This window comes from Phytobacter sp., assembly GCF_059074235.1.
The window spans coordinates 1,238,288-1,254,709 of record NZ_JCACPZ010000004.1; the positions used below are offsets into that span (position 1 = coordinate 1,238,288).

Genomic DNA, 16,422 nt, shown 5'->3' on the forward strand with positions numbered 1-16,422 from the left:
ATCGTTGGTCCATCAATTATTAATGCATCAAATACAATCAAGTTTCGTTGCGGAGAAAATTATGCCGTACATAAACCAAATGGTTCAATTAAACTTCACGTAAAGTCCGAATTCGGACAAATTAACAAGAGCATCAATTTCAATTAGCAGGTAAAAAATAAAAACAATAAAAATCATAACTTTAAAAACAATCACAAAAAAAAATCTTAAAGAATAAAAAATGAAAAACATATTAATAATTAAAAATATCCAAACAAAACATATAAACCACAAAAATAAAATAAAAAGAAAGAATGGGAAGGAATTAAAAATTCAAAACATGAATATAAACAAGGATTGCCTCTACTATTTTTTCGATTCATATAGAAGTCTTCGAGACTGCTCGCATTTAAAGGCGATTTTGGTAAAACACACTCCCCCCTTTTCGGATACACTGTCCCCACTGTTCCTAAGACTTCAGGCAAATCATGACTGACTTAATCACACGCCCGCGCCGCCTGCGCAAATCCGCTTCGCTTCGCGCTATGTTTGAAGAGACAACACTCAGCCTGAACGACCTGGTGTTGCCTATCTTTGTTGAAGAAGATATCGACGATTACAAAGCCATCACCGCCATGCCAGGCGTAATGCGTATTCCTGAAAAGCACCTTGCTCGTGAAATTGAACGTATCGCCAACGCGGGAATCCGCTCAGTCATGACCTTCGGTATTTCCCACCACACGGACGCAACCGGTAGCGATGCCTGGAAGGAAAACGGTCTGGTGGCACGTATGTCGCGCATTGCCAAAGATGCCGTGCCAGAGATGATCGTGATGTCCGACACCTGTTTCTGCGAATATACCTCGCACGGTCACTGCGGTGTGTTGTGCGATCACGGCGTCGATAACGATGCCACCCTGATTAACCTCGGCAAACAGGCCGTTGTGGCTGCTGCCGCAGGTGCCGACTTTATTGCCCCTTCGGCGGCAATGGACGGTCAAGTGCAAGCCATTCGCCAGGCGCTGGACGCGGCAGGCTTTACTGACACGGCCATCATGTCCTACTCAACTAAGTTTGCGTCCTCTTTCTACGGCCCGTTCCGTGAAGCTGCCGGTACCGCACTAAAAGGCGATCGCAAAACCTATCAGATGAACCCGATGAATCGCCGCGAAGCCATCCGTGAATCGCTGATTGATGAAGCCGAAGGCGCTGATTGCCTGATGGTGAAACCTGCTGGTGCATATCTCGATATCCTGCGTGATATCCGTGAACGTACCTCTTTACCGCTGGGGGCTTATCAGGTCAGCGGCGAGTACGCGATGATCAAATTCGCCGCTCAGGCCGGAGCCATTGATGAAGATAAAGTGATCCTCGAAAGCCTTGGCGCAATCAAACGCGCGGGTGCCGATCTCATCTTCAGCTACTTTGCTCTCGACCTCGCAGAACGTAAGATTTTGTAAGCCCTCAGGCCCGGCGGCATCTGCCGGGCCATCTCGTTGTGATTAATGGGATTGTCATTTATTCACAAAGGTGAAATGTAAGTGTCATCTGGAGCTTCTACTGTCATCGCAAGACGGCAGGAGGAGCCACCATGTTTAGTCTCGATAGTGTTCTTGATGACCTCTGGCCACAGGCCAAACCCGCACCCTGGCAAAAAAATCTGCTCAGACGCCTGCTATATGAGAAAGAGTTTCAGCAGTTTGCCGCCAACCACCCGCATCTGAAAGGTCTGGACATGGTTGAGCAGGTTCTGGAGCATTTGCAGATCCGCTGCACCATCCCCGCCTATGACATCGAACAAATCCCCGAACAAGGCCCACTGGTCATTGTCTCCAACCACCCGACAGGTACCCTGGACGGACTGGCATTGCTGTACGCCGTTTCTCGCGTACGCCGCGATGTAAAAGTGGTGACAAACCGGATGCTCAGCCACCTTGAGCCGCTCAGTTCATTGTTCATTCCCGTGGATAATATGGGTGGACGTACACGCAAAGCCTCGCTGCAACAGATGGAAAGTCAACTGCAAAGCGGTGGCGTGTTAATTTTCTTCCCGGCAGGCGAAGTGTCACGTCTCACGCGCAAAGGGATCCGCGACGGCAAATGGCACCCGGGCTTTGTGAAGCTGGCGAAAAAATTCCGCACACCGTTGCTGCCAATGTGGATCAACGCCCGCAACAGCCCACTGTTCTATGGTGCAGCATTGCTTTCCGACACGCTGCCCATGCTGCTGTTAATGCAGCAGATGTTTCGCCGCCAGGGCACGCAGCTTCCTATTACTATCGGCCAACGTATTCCCTGGGACAGCTGGCAATCGCCTTCTCTCTCCGCCCGTGATGTGGCAGATAAATGTCGCAAGCATGTTCGTCGGTTGGGCAAAAAAGTGCCTGGCGTCTTCAAAACCGAGTGTGCTATTGCACGTCCGGAAGACCGGGCAACATTGCGTCGCGAGCTAAACAAGGCTGAGTGCCTTGGGCGCACCGCTGATGGCAAAATGATTTATCTCTGGGAGCGTAAAGGTGAAGAGGATGTACCGCTGCTGCGTGAACTGGGCCGCCTGCGCGAAATCGCCTTCCGTGCTGTCGGAGAAGGCAGCGGCAAACGACGTGACACCGACAAATACGATGACGACTATCTCCATCTGATCCTTTGGGATGAAACCGATCTGGAGATCGTTGGCGCATACCGCTTTATGCCCACCGCTCGTCAGGTTGAAAAACGCGGTCCGGACGGGCTCTACAGTCACAGCCTGTTCCATTACGACCAACGCATGTCAGAAGTGCTGGAGCACGGCATCGAACTGGGGCGCAGCTTTATCCAGCCGCGCTACTGGGGACGTCGCGGCCTCGATTATTTATGGTCCGGCATCGGTGCCTACCTGGCTCGCTATCCAGAATACCGTTACCTGTTTGGCCCGGTGTCGATTTCCGGTGGTTTCCCACCTGCGGCTCGCGATTTATTGGTGGCCTTCTATCGCCTGTGGTTCCCGGCAAGCTGGCCGCTGGCTGAGTCCCGTCGCCCCTGGCCTGCCACGTTACCGGATGTGCTGGCACAATTTACCGGCGACGATTACACCGAAGATTTAACGCGACTGAAATCGATGTTGGGCAACCTTGGCTGCGCAATCCCGCCACTCTATAAGCAATATTCAGAGTTGTGTGAACCTGGCGGTGTGCAGTTTATCGATTTTGGTTGTGACCCGGATTTTAACAACTGCGTAGATGGCCTGGTGCTGGTCGATTTGACCCGCCTGAAAGCCAATCGCTACGAACGTTATATCGGTGTGCATCTGGACAATACGACGGCGGCCTGAGAGCGGCTCTGGTCACATCGTTCCGGGCAGTAAATATTGCAATTTTGTTACATTGATTGCATATCGCTGACCGGAACGTTGCCAGCCCGAAACCAGACGGCATCATAAAGCTTTTCGCTTGCGAGAGTGCGTTATGGTACGTGTGGTTCTGGTGGATGATCATGTGGTGGTGCGTTCCGGGTTCGCTCAGTTACTGGGGCTGGAAGAGGATCTCAGCGTCAGCGGGCAGTACAGTACCGCTGCCGAAGCCTGGCCTGCACTGCTCAAAGATGACGTCGACGTTGCTGTGCTGGATGTCGCCATGCCGGACGAAAACGGCTTAAGCCTGCTTAAGCGCCTGCGCCAACAGCGCCCTGAATTCCGTGCCATTATTCTCAGCATCTATGACACCCCGGCTTTCGTGCAAAGCGCCCTCGACGCGGGTGCCAGCGGTTATCTGACAAAACGTTGTGGCCCGGAAGAGTTGGTGCGCGCGGTTCGCTCCGTTGGCCTGGGTGGTCACTATCTGTGCGCTGATGCCCTTAAAGCGCTGCGTGGTGACGTACAACCGGTCAAAGTCCTCGCCACCCTCACACCGCGTGAACGTGAAATCTTTGATTTGCTGGTGAAAGGCGACAGCGTGAAAGAGATCGCCTTCAAACTGGAACTCAGCCACAAAACCGTCCATGTCCACCGGGCCAACGTCCTGGGTAAACTCAACTGTGCAACCACCATTGATTTGGTGCATTTCGCCCTAAACCACAATTTGCTGGCGAACCACTGATGTCGCGATCGCTGCGCCACGGCATCATATCGCTGTTTATTATTCTGGCCTGGGGGCCGGGCTGGCTGATGCTCTGGACACTGAGCTTTTATCTGACCCACAACGGTCAACAGGCGGTGTTATTCCTGCCCCACGGCGTCTACCTGGCCTTGCTGATTCTGCTTTCCAGGCGATTCTGGCCCGCGCTGCTGTTGCCGCAGCTGGCGATAATTCTCTGGCTCTACAGCGAGCAACTGGTGACTGGCTACAGCATGCTGGCCGCCCCCTTGATCAGCCTGTTACCGGCACTGCTGGCCCAACATTACTGGCACCGTTTCCCCTTATACTGGCAGCGTCTGACGCTACTGTTAGCCGCAATTACCGCGAGCGCGTTGCTTCACACTCTGCTGCTGGCCCCGTTTTTACATAGTCCGGTGCTGCTCGCCGGGTTGGCATCCTTTACCGGCGGCGTGCTGCTCACCCCCTTTACCTATCTGATTTTCGAATTTCTGCGTCAGCAGCATCGCCACCATCTGCTGGGGCTCGATACCATTGCCCCGCCGCTGCGCACTTCACTGATCATCTGGTGCAGCCTCTTTTTTATCATCGGTATCGGCACGCAAATGGTGTTGTCACCGCAGATTGAACGCCTGCTGCTGATCGTGGTGTTCCTGCCCAACGTGGTGATGGCATGGAAGTTTGGCTGGCAGGGCGGCGTGATGTCGGGCCTGCTCGGCAGCATGCTGATTACGATTGCCCGCCAGGTCGGCGTCGGTTTTACCGACCTGCTGGAGCTGGAGATTTTCCTCGCCACGCAGGCACTGCTGGGCATCGGGCTGGGCATCGCCATCAGCCGCCAGCAGCATCTGGCCCTCAATCTGGACCACTATCGCCGTCGGCTGGAAGGAGAACTCCGGGCACGTCAGGCCCTGACGGAAAAGCTGATTCACACGGAAGAGGACACGCGCAAAAGCCTTGCCCGCGAGCTACACGATGAAATCGGCCAGAACATTACCGCCATTCAGATCCAGTCGCAGTTGGTTAAACGGGCTGGCGATACCCCTCAGGCGCTGGAAGCAGCTGAGCAAATCAATGCCCTGGCCCGGCGTATTCACCACTCCACGCGGCAATTGCTTCGCCAGCTACGCCCACCAGTGCTTGATGAGCTCTCACTACAGGAAGCCTTACATCATCTGGTAAACGAATTTGCCTTCACCGAGCGAGGTATTTTCTGCCATTTCGAATACCGACTCAGCACCCCACCCACCAGCGAAACCCTGGTGTTTACGCTCTATCGGTTATTGCAGGAACTGCTTAACAACGTCTGCAAACACGCCAACGCCAGCGAAGTGCGCATCACCCTCAGTGAGCAAGGCGACCGCTTATGCCTGGTCGTTCATGACAACGGGATTGGCATCGCCGCCGAGAAAATGCCCGGTTTTGGCATTCAGGGCATGCGCGAACGTGTCCATGCCCTCGGCGGTGAACTGACCCTCGAATCCCGCCAGGGAACATGCGTAACTGTTAACTTGCCCACATTTTTGCAACAAACACCGCACTGACCAGGAAAAAGTCTTAGTCACCTGGGGAGTTTCTCTCATCCGCTTTCGTCTGCGCTTACCTATAGTCAGCGCAACTGGAGACCGCTATGCACGCCATCTCGCCAACTGACATTGACCACCGTTACAGGACGTTACGTTCACGTCTGTTGCTCTCTATGGTGGTGGGTTACGCCGCGTTTTATTTGACGCGCAAAAGCGTGAACTACGTGCTCCCGGCGCTGCAAAGCGATTTGGGTCTCGATAAGGGCGATATTGGCCTGCTGGGATCGCTGTTTTATCTCAGCTACGGCTTGTCGAAATTCGCCGCCGGACTCTGGCATGACAGTCACGGGCAGCGCGCGTTTATGGGCTGCGGCCTTTTTGCCACCGGGCTTCTGAACGTGGTGTTTGCGTTTGGTGATTCACTGCCGCTACTGCTGGTGGTCTGGACGTTAAACGGCTTTTTCCAGGGCTGGGGCTGGCCGCCCTGTGCACGACTACTGACCCACTGGTACTCGCGCAACGAGCGCGGTTTCTGGTGGGGCTGCTGGAACATGTCTATCAACATCGGCGGGGCGATTATTCCGCTGATTTGCGCCTTCGCCGCCCACTGGTGGGGCTGGCAGGCCGCGATGCTGACGCCAGGGATCATCAGCATGGCATTGGGTGTGTGGTTGACGATGCAACTGCGGGGGACACCGCAGGAAGAAGGCTTACCGAGCGTGGGTGAATGGCGGCACGACCCACTGGAGCTGCGCCAGGAGCAGCAAAGCCCGCCGATGGGCTTATGGCAGATGCTGCGTGAGACGGTGCTGCGCAACCCCATGATTTGGCTGCTGGGCTTCTCCTACGTGCTGGTCTATTTGATCCGCATTGCGCTGAACGACTGGGGCAATCTCTGGCTGTCGGAAAGCCACGGCGTCAACTTACTGAGCGCCAACGCGACAGTAATGCTGTTTGAGATTGGCGGCCTGCTGGGCGCGCTCTTTGCCGGATGGGGCTCAGACCTGCTGTTCAGCGGACAGCGCGCACCGATGATTTTGCTCTTTACGCTAGGGCTAATGGTCTCGGTAGCCGCACTCTGGCTCGCGCCGGTTCATCACTACGCGCTACTGGCAATGTGCTTTTTCACGGTGGGATTTTTTGTCTTTGGTCCGCAGATGTTGATTGGCCTTGCCGCCGTCGAATGTGGGCACAAAGCCGCAGCAGGCTCGATAACCGGTTTTCTCGGCGTCTTCGCCTACCTTGGCGCTGCGCTGGCGGGCTGGCCACTGTCACAAATTATTGAACGCTACGGCTGGCCGGGGATGTTCAGCTTGCTCTCCGTCGCTGCCGTACTGATGGGTTTATTACTGATGCCGCTGTTAATGGCGGGCATTGCAACATCACGCAGTTCTGGTACCTCGTAAGAAGGATAAAATAATGAAAGTGACCCTACTCTCTACCCTGGTAGCAACCGGCCTCGCCCTCGCAGCATTCAGCGGTGTGGCCAAAGCAGAAGGTCGTCTGGTGGTCTATTGCAGTGCCACCAACGAAATGTGTGAAACAGAAACTCAGGCTTTCGGCGAAAAGTACAACGTCAAAACGTCGTTTATTCGTAACGGCTCTGGCAGCACCCTGGCGAAAATCGACGCTGAGAAGAAAAACCCGCAGGCTGACGTCTGGTACGGCGGCACTCTGGATCCGCAGTCTCAGGCCGGGGAAATGGGGCTGTTGCAGGCATACAAATCCCCCAATCTTGAGCAGGTGATGGAGAAATTCCGCGACCCGGCAAAAGTAAAAGGCAACCTCTCCTCCGCAGTCTACGTGGGCATTCTGGGCTTTGGTGTCAACACCCAGCGCCTGAAAGAGAAAAACCTGCCGGTGCCACAATGCTGGAAAGATCTGACCAAACCGGAATACAAAGGCGAGATCCAGATTGCCGATCCGCAAAGCTCCGGCACCGCATACACCGCACTGGCGACCTTCGTCCAGCTGTGGGGTGAAGATCAGGCCTTTGATTACCTGAAACAACTCAACACCAACGTCTCGCAGTACACCAAATCCGGTATTGCCCCGGCGCGTAACGCCGCCCGTGGCGAAACGGCCATTGGAATCGGCTTCCTGCATGACTACTCTCTGGAAAAAGAGCAAGGCGCACCGCTGGAGCTGATCTCCCCTTGCGAAGGCACGGGTTATGAAATCGGCGGCATCAGCATCCTGAAAGGGGCGCGCAACATCGATAACGCCAAACTGTTCGTGGACTGGGCGCTCTCCAAAGAAGCTCAAGAGCTGGCGTGGAAAAAAGGCAAGTCCTACCAAATTTTGACCAACACCACGGCAGAAACGTCACCGAACTCGCTGAAGCTTGATGACCTGAAACTGATCAGCTACGACATGGACAAATACGGCTCAACAGACGTCCGTAAAGCACTGATTAACAAATGGGTTAGCGATGTGAAGATGGGCAAATAAACCCACACCTGCAGCCTTTGCCGGGTGGGGGTATTCACGCCCTACCCGGCCTACAACACCGGAACGCTTATGTCACACACACTCACTCTCCATCCCGCCAAAAAACGGGATGCGGTCTTCCTTTGGGTTTTACTCGGCTGGCTGGCGTTTGCGCTGCTGCCGAGCTGGAGCCTGGATTACGGCCTGACCGACTCAACGTCCGATGAAATCTTCGCGGCCTACGGCTGGTCACACGTCAACGTCAGTTGGCTTTGGTATCTGCTCCCCAGCGTACTGGCATTTCGCCCGCTCAGTGAGGCGAAGCGTGAACAGCGTGGCCGCCACTACTTTGATGCCGCCTGGGCACTGCTGTGTATCGCCTTTGTCGCCATCAGCGCCACGGTTGAAGGCCGCGGCCTGGGCTACGCCAGCATCGTCCTCTTTGTCGCGTTAGGCGCGATTATGACGCTGGCACTGACCCGTCTGGAGTGGCTCGGCGGTGACCGTTTTGTCATTGGTTCACTGATAACCATTGTGGCGGGCATCAGCGTCTTTATTGTCTGGCCAAGCATCGCCATCTTTATTCCGATGTTCACCACCGACAGCGGCGAGTTTGCCCCGCTGGCGTTTATGAGCGTGCTCTCGCAGGCACACATCATTCAGGTGATCCTCAACTCCATCTGGCTGGCCATGGCGGTTGGCGTCGGCTGTACCTTCTTCGGCCTAGTGCTGGCGATTTACACCACGCGCATTGCCAAACGCAGCGCCATTATTGGCCGCGTATTTTCCATTCTGCCCATCGTCACCCCGCCGTTTGTGGTCGGCTTAGGCGTCACCCTGATGATGGGACGCTCTGGCTACGTGACCGAGTTGATGGTCGACTGGTTCGGGCTGACCAACACCAACTGGCTGTACGGGTTCACCGGCATCTGGCTGGCACAGGTACTGGCCTTTACTCCGATGGCTTTTATGATCATCGACGGGGCCATCAAAACCATTCATCCTTCCCTGGAAGAAGCCTCTTACACGCTGCGTGCCAGCCGCTGGCAGACCTTTAACGGTGTCTTTGTACCGCTGCTGAAGCCCGCGCTGGCTAACGCCTTCCTGATCGTGGTCGTGCAGTCGCTGGCTGACTTCAGTAACCCGCTGGTGCTGGGCGGCAACTTTGACGTACTGGCAACGCAGATTTACTTCTACATCACCGGTTCTCAGCTTGATTATCAGGCAGCGAGTACGCTGGGTGCCTTCCTGCTGCTCTTCTCGCTGCTGGTCTTCTGCGTGCAGTACATGTGGATTGGCAAGCGCTCCTACGTGACCGTTTCCGGGAAATCGTACCGCGGCGATGTGCAACCATTGCCGGTCACGCTGGTGTGGGCCGTGATTGCGCTGCTGTCGATTTGGGTCGCCTTCAATGCCCTGCTATACGGCAGCATTTTCTACGGCAGCTTCACCGTCAACTGGGGCGTGGATTACACCCTGACGTTAGATAACTTCATCAAACTGTTCGGCCAGGGGATGAGCGACGGGGCATGGCCTTCACTGCTCGACACGCTGCTTTATGCCGGTATTGCCGCGCCGATCACCGCTGCGTTTGGTCTGCTGATTGCCTGGATTGTGGTGCGCCAGCAGTTCAAAGGCAAAAAGACCATCGAGTTCACCACCATGCTGTGCTTTGCCGTACCGGGCACCGTGGCAGGCGTCTCTTACATTCTCGCCTTTAACAGCGCCCCGGTTTACATCACCGGTACAGCAGCAATTGTCATCATGTCGATGGTCATGCGTAACGTACCGGTCGGTATTCGTGCCGGTATCGCGGGCCTCGGCCAGATAGACAAATCGCTCGATGAAGCCTCGCTCAGCTTGCGCGCCGGGTCACTGCGCACCATCACGCAGATCCTGTTACCGCTGCTGCGTCCGGCTATTTTGTCGGCACTGATTTACAGCTTTGTTCGCGCCATCACCACCGTCAGCGCCATCGTCTTCCTGGTCACCCCGGACACCCGCGTGGCAACGGCCTACATCCTCAACCGTGTGGAAGACGGCGAATACGGCGTAGCGATTGCCTACGGCTCAATTCTTATTGTGGTGATGCTCGCCATCATCTTCATTTTTGACTGGCTGATCGGTGAGGCACGTATCTCCCGTTCTAAAGCCAAAAACCAGGCGTAACGGAGCATGACCATGACACAAAAACATTTCGTTGAATTGCGTAACGTGAACAAGCAGTTCGGCAATAACACGGTGATTGAGAGCATCAACCTCGCCATTCCACAAGGCGAGATGGTCAGTTTGCTGGGACCATCGGGTTGCGGTAAAACCACCGTACTGCGTCTGGTGGCTGGGCTGGAAAAACCTACGGGTGGGCAGATTTTTATCGATGGCGAAGATGTCACGCACCGTTCTATTCAGCAGCGTGACATCTGCATGGTGTTTCAGTCCTACGCCCTCTTCCCGCATATGTCGCTGGGCGAGAACGTCGGTTACGGGTTGAAAATGCTGGGTGTACCGCGTGCAGAGATTAAAACTCGCGTCAAAGAAGCGCTGGCGATGGTCGATCTGGACGGCTTCGAAGACCGCTTTGTGGATCAGATTTCTGGCGGGCAACAGCAGCGTGTGGCGCTGGCCCGCGCCTTGATCCTGAAACCCAAAGTCCTGCTCTTTGATGAGCCGCTGAGTAACCTCGATGCCAACCTGCGCCGCAGCATGCGCGATAAAATTCGCGAGCTGCAAAAGCAGTTCAATATTACCTCTCTGTACGTGACGCACGACCAGAGTGAGGCCTTCGCAGTATCCGACACCGTACTGGTGATGAACAAAGGCAATATTATGCAGATGGGCTCGCCGCAGGATCTCTATCGCCAGCCTGCATCACGCTTTATGGCAAGTTTTATGGGCGATGCCAACCTGTTCCCCGCCACCTTCCAGCAGGACAGTGTGGATATTTACGGCTACCGTTTGCCGGTTCCCGCGCACTTTGCCGCTAAAGGGGCTGGCACGGTGGGCGTGCGCCCGGAGGCGATTACGCTGGGTGAACATGGCGAGGAGAGCCAGCGCTGCGTGATTCAGCACGTGGCCTATATGGGTCCGCAGTATGAAGTGATCGTGGAGTGGCACGGGCAGCGCATTCTCCTGCAGGTGAATGCTACCCGTCTGCAGCCCGACGTGGGAGACAGTTACTACCTGCAAATTCACCCGTACGGAATGTTCGAACTGGCGGAGAGTGCGTAGGGTAATCCCCGCACGGACGGTCCCCTCTCCTCTTTGGGGAGAGGGGACCGTCAGAACTCAGTTTTAAGTGCTCAGAAAGCGATATAGCTCACCCCTGACTGGCTACAAGGCGAAGCCTTGCCCGCCGATGGGTTAACCGTGGATTGGTGGTAAAGATGACATACAGAATTGGACGCCAGGCCATATTCCCCTCCTTAGTTAAATATAATCCTGGATTTGCCTGAAAAATTCACACTCAAACTAAAGTGCGAAATCATTCCGGTCAACTCATTCCCAGTAATTAAATTCAACATCAGGCAGTTATCTTAATAGCGTGTGATTCACACATGCACGACCCAGAGTTATAAAAATAAAAACAATTTTGTAATCAATATGTAAACCAAGAAATCAGAAAACATTAAAGATATAAATAAAATTAAAGCATCCAATAATAAAAACAGGTGTAAGAATAATCGGATTTACCCACCTCTCATTTACTACAATATTTTAATCATCCTCGTTGAGGATGCATATTATGCTACCTGGCGGGACAAAATTTCGCTCTGGTCATTATTTTTGTTTATCTCAACATTCTTATAAAGCGCATGAATTTCATTGGCATAGCTAATAGTTTCACCCTTTTTCACCATGGCGGGGCACACTGCACCAGGTGCTGGTTATCCGCGGTGCATCCTGAACCCATTTTGCATAAAGTCATTCACTCGCACTCAATAACCCAATGAAAAAAGAGGATTTATACAATCTGGCATCACCTTTGCAGTTACGCCACCACTCTGTTTAATGGCGAGGCAGTAGAAGATGACCACAGAATCAACCACACTAAAAAGAACACTTGGCAGCTTTCGTTTATGGGGCATTGCCGTTGGGCTGGTAATTTCAGGGGAATATTTCGGCTGGAGTTACGGCTGGTCTCAGGCCGGTACAATGGGCTTTTTGATTGTCGCCCTGGCGATTGCCGCCATGTACTGCGCTTTTATTTTTAGCTTTACCGAATTGACGACGGCGATCCCGCATGCGGGCGGCCCTTTCGCTTACGCTTATCGGGCGTTTGGTCCAACCGGTGGGTTTATTGCCGGTTTCGCTACCTTAATTGAATTTGTGTTTGCTCCTCCAGCCATTGCAATGGCTATTGGCGCTTATCTTAACGTCCAATTCCCCTCGCTCGATCCTAAATGGGTGGCCTGCGGTGCATACGTTATATTTATGACGTTGAATATTTTGGGTGTCGGTATTGCTGCGACTTTTGAATTAATTGTCACACTGCTCGCGATATTCGAACTGCTGGTCTTTATGGGCATTGTTGCACCCGGTTTCTCCTGGGATAACTTCACCGCCAACGGTTGGGCGGGTGCAGAGAGCTTTAGCGGACTGGCCCTGCCGGGTATGTTTGCCGCCATTCCGTTTGCCATCTGGTTCTTCCTTGCCATTGAAGGTGCGTCTATGGCGGCAGAAGAAGCCAAAGATCCTCAGCGCACCATTCCTCGTGCGCTGGGCGGCGGGATTCTGACCCTCACCGTACTGGCAGTCGGCGTGATGGTATTTGCCGGTGGTGTCGGCGACTGGCGCACACTGTCGAACATCAACGATCCTCTGCCGCAGGCGATGAAGGTGGTAGTAGGCAGCAGCAGCGGCTGGCTGCACATGCTGGTCTGGCTGGGGCTGTTTGGCCTGGTGGCATCTTTCCACGGCATCATCATGGGCTACTCACGCCAGATCTACTCCCTGGCACGTGCAGGCTACCTGCCCGCCAGCCTGGCGAACCTGAACCGCAAAACCCGTACTCCACACCTGGCTATTCTGGCGGGGGGAGTGGTCGGTATTGCCGCTATCTTCTCCGATTCACTTATCACCATCAGCGGCATGCCGCTCACCGCATGCATTGTGACGATGTCGGTATTCGGCGCTATTGTTATGTATATCACCTCAATGGCTGCATTGTTCAAACTGCGTCGTAGTGAACCGAACCTTGAGCGCCCGTTCAAAGCACCGCTGTTCCCGATTGCACCGGCATTCGCTCTTGGCATGGCAGTACTCTGCCTGGTCGCAATGGTTTGGTACAACACGCTGCTGGCGCTTATTTTCGCGCTGATGATGTTGGGCGGTTACATGTGGTTCCGCAAAACAGCATCGGCACGTGAACGTGCTGCGTTGGACCCACAGCTGCGTGCTCTCTCCTGAGGAGACAGAATGTACAAGACCACTCTGGCGCACCGGGTCTACCGGTTCGCCAGCTTAAAAGAACTGATGGCAAAAGCCTCCCCGGCGCGTTCCGGGGATGTGCTGGCCGGTGTGGCGGCGCAGTCGGCAGAAGAGCGGATGGCCGCCAAAATGGCCCTCGCCGATCTTCCTTTGCGTGAGATCCTCGATACCCCGCTTATTCCCTATGAAAGCGATGAGGTCACCCGGCTGATCATCGACACACATGATGCCGAAGCCTTTCGCGCAATCAGCCACCTGACGGTGGGGGATTTTCGTGACTGGCTACTGGCAGATACCACTGACAGTAGCGTTCTGAGTGCAGTGGCCCCGGCAATTACCCCGGAAATGGCGGCGGCGGTCAGTAAACTGATGCGTAACCAGGACCTGATCCTGGCAGCCAGTAAATGCAGTGTAATCACCCGTTTTCGTAACACTATCGGCCTGCCCGGTCACCTCAGCGTGCGCCTGCAACCGAACCATCCGACCGATGATTTAAAAGGCATCGCCGCCAGCATGCTCGATGGCCTGCTCTATGGTGCGGGAGACGCAGTAGTGGGCATTAACCCCGCCAGCGACAGCCTGCCGGTACTGGACAGGCTCAATCATATGATGGACGACATCATCAACCGCTTCAGCATTCCCACTCAGTCCTGCGTGTTGACCCATGTCACCAACACGCTGCAATTGATTGAGCGTGGCTCTCCCGTGGATCTGGTTTTTCAGTCCGTAGCAGGCACCGAGGCAGCAAACAGCGGTTTTGGTATCAACCTCGAGATGCTCAAAGAGGCGCATGAAGCCGCGCTGAGCTTGAAACGCGGCACACTTGGCAACAACGTAATGTATTTCGAAACCGGCCAGGGCAGTTGCCTGTCGGCCAATGCTCATTACGACGTGGACCAGCAAACCTGCGAAGCGCGCGCTTACGCCGTGGCACGCCACTTTAACCCGCTACTGGTCAACACGGTAGTCGGTTTTATCGGGCCGGAATATCTCTACGACGGTAAGCAGATTATCCGCGCCGGGCTGGAGGATCACTTCTGCGGCAAGCTGATGGGACTGCCGATTGGCTGCGATGTCTGTTACACCAATCATGCGGAAGCTGATCAGGATGATATGGACACATTGCTCACGCTACTGTGTAACGCCGGACTGACCTTCCTGATCGGCGTACCGGGTGCAGACGATATCATGCTCAACTACCAGAGCACTTCTTTCCATGACGCACTCTACGCCCGCCGCCTGCTGGGGCTAAAACACGCTCCGGAATTTGCCGAATGGTTAACCCGCATGCAAATTATTGATGTACATGGACAGCTACGCCTGACAGGGGCCAACCATCCCCTGCTCAGCGCCCTGCCACAAGGAGCACATGCATGAACCCACCCGATGCCTGGACGTTACTGCGCGAATTTACCGATGCCCGTATTGCGCTTGGGCGCAGCGGTGCCAGCCTGCCAACGCGTGAAGTGCTGAATTTTGGTCTGGCCCATGCGCAGGCCCGTGATGCTATCCATCAGCCGTTTGACAGCGAAAACCTGGCCCGACAGATCCAGGCGCTGGGTCTGCAAACACTGGAGGCGCACAGTGCCGCGACAGATCGACACATCTACCTCAACCGCCCCGATTTGGGGCGCAAGCTAAGCGATGAGAGCCGTGCAGATCTCGCTACCAGCCGCACCCCGGCGCACGACCTGCTGCTGGTGATTGGCGACGGCTTGTCATCTCACGCGGTGCAGCGTCAGTCTCTGGGCCTGATTACCGCCCTGTTGCCCTATCTGCAAACGCTTGGAATTTCACTGGGTCCCGTGATCCTGGCGCACCAGTCGCGGGTGGCCCTCGGCGATGATATCGGTGAAACCCTCAACAGTAAGGCGGTGGCGATTCTGATTGGTGAGCGACCGGGCTTGTCCTCACCGGACAGTTTAGGCGTGTACCTGACATGGAAGCCCGAGCGCAAGCGGCTGGAGTCAGAGCGTAACTGCATCTCCAACATCCGTCCGGAGGGGCTAAATTTTGAGGCCGCTGCGTTTAAACTCGCCTGGCTGCTGGAGCAGGCATTTTTACGCAGGCTGACGGGCGTCAAACTGAAAGATGAGAGTGATAATCCGGCACTTCACGATCGGGTTAAACCGCGTATCGCCCTGCCTCGGTAACGCCTTCCCTGCCGCGTTTTACCGTCTGACGGAAGAACGCGGTTCTGTGTTTATCCTTATTCGCGCCACCACGCTGCAAGCTCTGGCTTATATCTGCTGCAACGTAAAGTGGATACCGCACGCACTTGCATAGCGTAACAGCGTTTCATAACTCATTTTTATCGCATTTTTTTCCATACGCGATACGGTTGGGGGTTTAACACCCATTCGTTCTGCCACCTGAGCAGAGGTTATCCCGGCACTTTTTCTCCATTCGGCAAGTGTCTTTTGTAGGCGCTCGCGCTCGATTTCTTCATCCCACGCATTACGATAATTCTCGTCTTGCAGGGCGGATGCGTGAATCTGGGCAAGTGTTTTATATGCTTTAGTCATTTTTCTTCATCTCCTCCACTCTGGATCGAGCCAATGCAATGTCCTGAGCCGATGTTTTGGACGTTTTCTTTATGAATATTCTCACTACGTAAATCTTTTTACCTGACTGGTAAACCCATAACCCGCGTGCGATATCACCAGCCTTTGCACGAATCTCAAACAGCCCATCGCCAAGGTATTTAGTATCCGGTTCCCGTAGCTGCTGGGGACATGCCTCCAGCTTCTGGAGCTGTCGGACCATTCTGGCGCGCAATGAAACCGGTAGAGATAACAACTCTTCTTCCGCTTCATTATGAAAAATAACAGTGAACATCCTGTTCTTCCCTTCCCTATCGCCACATTAGCCTAAAAGCTAATTTAGCACAACTTTTGACCATTAAAATCAAGGTCAAATTCCTAATCCTGCCCATTGATGTTAGGTAGCAAAAAAATCCAATTTCCATAAAAAAATTCATAACCATTCTT

At 54.3% G+C, this 16,422-nt stretch carries 13 protein-coding genes; 11 read left to right on the forward strand and 2 right to left on the reverse strand.

Annotation, left to right across the window (positions count from 1 at the left end):
• Positions 1-467: 467 nt before the first annotated feature.
• From hemB to eutC, 11 genes are all read left to right on the forward strand, one after another.
• The gene (gene hemB / locus AC5JPW_RS09830) at positions 468-1,439 is read left to right on the forward strand and encodes a porphobilinogen synthase (RefSeq protein WP_494239914.1); all 972 of its coding nucleotides are present in this window, start codon (positions 468-470) and stop codon (positions 1,437-1,439) included.
• A gap of 131 nt (positions 1,440-1,570) precedes the next feature.
• The gene (gene olsF, locus AC5JPW_RS09835; protein ID WP_494239916.1) at positions 1,571-3,289 is read left to right on the forward strand and encodes a bifunctional ornithine lipid synthase OlsF; all 1,719 of its coding nucleotides are present in this window, start codon (positions 1,571-1,573) and stop codon (positions 3,287-3,289) included.
• Positions 3,290-3,422: 133 nt separating this feature from the next.
• Entirely contained in the window at positions 3,423-4,052 is a 630-nt protein-coding gene (locus tag AC5JPW_RS09840) for a response regulator (RefSeq protein ID WP_494239918.1), read from the forward strand.
• A complete protein-coding gene (locus AC5JPW_RS09845; protein WP_494239920.1) occupies positions 4,052-5,593 on the forward strand; it encodes an MASE1 domain-containing sensor histidine kinase in 1,542 nt (513 codons plus the stop codon). Before AC5JPW_RS09840 ends, AC5JPW_RS09845 begins: the two co-directional genes overlap by 1 nt.
• An 86-nt stretch (positions 5,594-5,679) precedes the next feature.
• Positions 5,680-6,981, forward strand: coding sequence for an MFS transporter family glucose-6-phosphate receptor UhpC (uhpC, locus tag AC5JPW_RS09850; protein WP_494239922.1), 1,302 nt, complete (start codon positions 5,680-5,682; stop codon positions 6,979-6,981).
• 13 nt (positions 6,982-6,994) lie between these two features.
• Complete coding sequence (locus AC5JPW_RS09855; protein WP_494239923.1) at positions 6,995-8,026, forward strand: ABC transporter substrate-binding protein; 1,032 nt, start codon at positions 6,995-6,997, stop codon at positions 8,024-8,026.
• Between the two features lie 69 nt (positions 8,027-8,095).
• Positions 8,096-10,174 carry an ABC transporter permease gene (locus AC5JPW_RS09860; protein ID WP_494239924.1) on the forward strand — a complete coding sequence of 693 codons (2,079 nt, stop codon included), beginning with the start codon at positions 8,096-8,098 and terminating at the stop codon, positions 10,172-10,174.
• Positions 10,175-10,186: 12 nt separating this feature from the next.
• Positions 10,187-11,233 (forward strand): ferric ABC transporter ATP-binding protein, encoded by a 1,047-nt coding sequence (fbpC, locus tag AC5JPW_RS09865; RefSeq protein WP_494239925.1) that lies wholly within the window; start codon positions 10,187-10,189, stop codon positions 11,231-11,233.
• A 798-nt stretch (positions 11,234-12,031) separates the two neighbouring features.
• Complete coding sequence (eat, locus tag AC5JPW_RS09870) at positions 12,032-13,411, forward strand: ethanolamine permease (RefSeq protein WP_494239927.1); 1,380 nt, start codon at positions 12,032-12,034, stop codon at positions 13,409-13,411.
• 9 nt (positions 13,412-13,420) lie between these two features.
• Positions 13,421-14,809: an ethanolamine ammonia-lyase subunit EutB gene (locus AC5JPW_RS09875; RefSeq protein WP_494239928.1), complete on the forward strand. Its 1,389-nt coding sequence runs from the start codon at positions 13,421-13,423 to the stop codon at positions 14,807-14,809.
• On the forward strand, positions 14,806-15,585 hold the full coding sequence (eutC, locus tag AC5JPW_RS09880; RefSeq protein WP_494239929.1) for an ethanolamine ammonia-lyase subunit EutC: 780 nt from the start codon (positions 14,806-14,808) through the stop codon (positions 15,583-15,585). The genes AC5JPW_RS09875 and eutC overlap by 4 nt, the downstream gene beginning before the upstream one ends.
• Positions 15,586-15,672: 87 nt before the next feature.
• On the opposite strand, the gene AC5JPW_RS09885 is transcribed toward eutC, so the two are convergent.
• Positions 15,673-15,957, reverse strand: a complete 285-nt coding sequence (locus AC5JPW_RS09885) for a helix-turn-helix domain-containing protein (RefSeq protein WP_494239930.1) — start codon at positions 15,955-15,957, stop codon at positions 15,673-15,675.
• A complete protein-coding gene (locus AC5JPW_RS09890) occupies positions 15,950-16,270 on the reverse strand; it encodes a type II toxin-antitoxin system RelE/ParE family toxin (protein WP_494239932.1) in 321 nt (106 codons plus the stop codon). The genes AC5JPW_RS09885 and AC5JPW_RS09890 overlap by 8 nt, the downstream gene beginning before the upstream one ends.
• Positions 16,271-16,422 lie beyond the last annotated feature (152 nt).

Coding starts and splice junctions, on each gene's coding strand:
- hemB (WP_494239914.1), top strand. CDS start 468: ATGACTGACTTAATCACACGCCCGCGCCGCCTGCGCAAATCCGCTTCG.
- olsF (WP_494239916.1), top strand. CDS start 1,571: ATGTTTAGTCTCGATAGTGTTCTTGATGACCTCTGGCCACAGGCCAAA.
- AC5JPW_RS09840 (WP_494239918.1), top strand. CDS start 3,423: ATGGTACGTGTGGTTCTGGTGGATGATCATGTGGTGGTGCGTTCCGGG.
- AC5JPW_RS09845 (WP_494239920.1), top strand. CDS start 4,052: ATGTCGCGATCGCTGCGCCACGGCATCATATCGCTGTTTATTATTCTG.
- uhpC (WP_494239922.1), top strand. CDS start 5,680: ATGCACGCCATCTCGCCAACTGACATTGACCACCGTTACAGGACGTTA.
- AC5JPW_RS09855 (WP_494239923.1), top strand. CDS start 6,995: ATGAAAGTGACCCTACTCTCTACCCTGGTAGCAACCGGCCTCGCCCTC.
- AC5JPW_RS09860 (WP_494239924.1), top strand. CDS start 8,096: ATGTCACACACACTCACTCTCCATCCCGCCAAAAAACGGGATGCGGTC.
- fbpC (WP_494239925.1), top strand. CDS start 10,187: ATGACACAAAAACATTTCGTTGAATTGCGTAACGTGAACAAGCAGTTC.
- eat (WP_494239927.1), top strand. CDS start 12,032: ATGACCACAGAATCAACCACACTAAAAAGAACACTTGGCAGCTTTCGT.
- AC5JPW_RS09875 (WP_494239928.1), top strand. CDS start 13,421: ATGTACAAGACCACTCTGGCGCACCGGGTCTACCGGTTCGCCAGCTTA.
- eutC (WP_494239929.1), top strand. CDS start 14,806: ATGAACCCACCCGATGCCTGGACGTTACTGCGCGAATTTACCGATGCC.
- AC5JPW_RS09885 (WP_494239930.1), bottom strand. CDS start 15,957: ATGACTAAAGCATATAAAACACTTGCCCAGATTCACGCATCCGCCCTG.
- AC5JPW_RS09890 (WP_494239932.1), bottom strand. CDS start 16,270: ATGTTCACTGTTATTTTTCATAATGAAGCGGAAGAAGAGTTGTTATCT.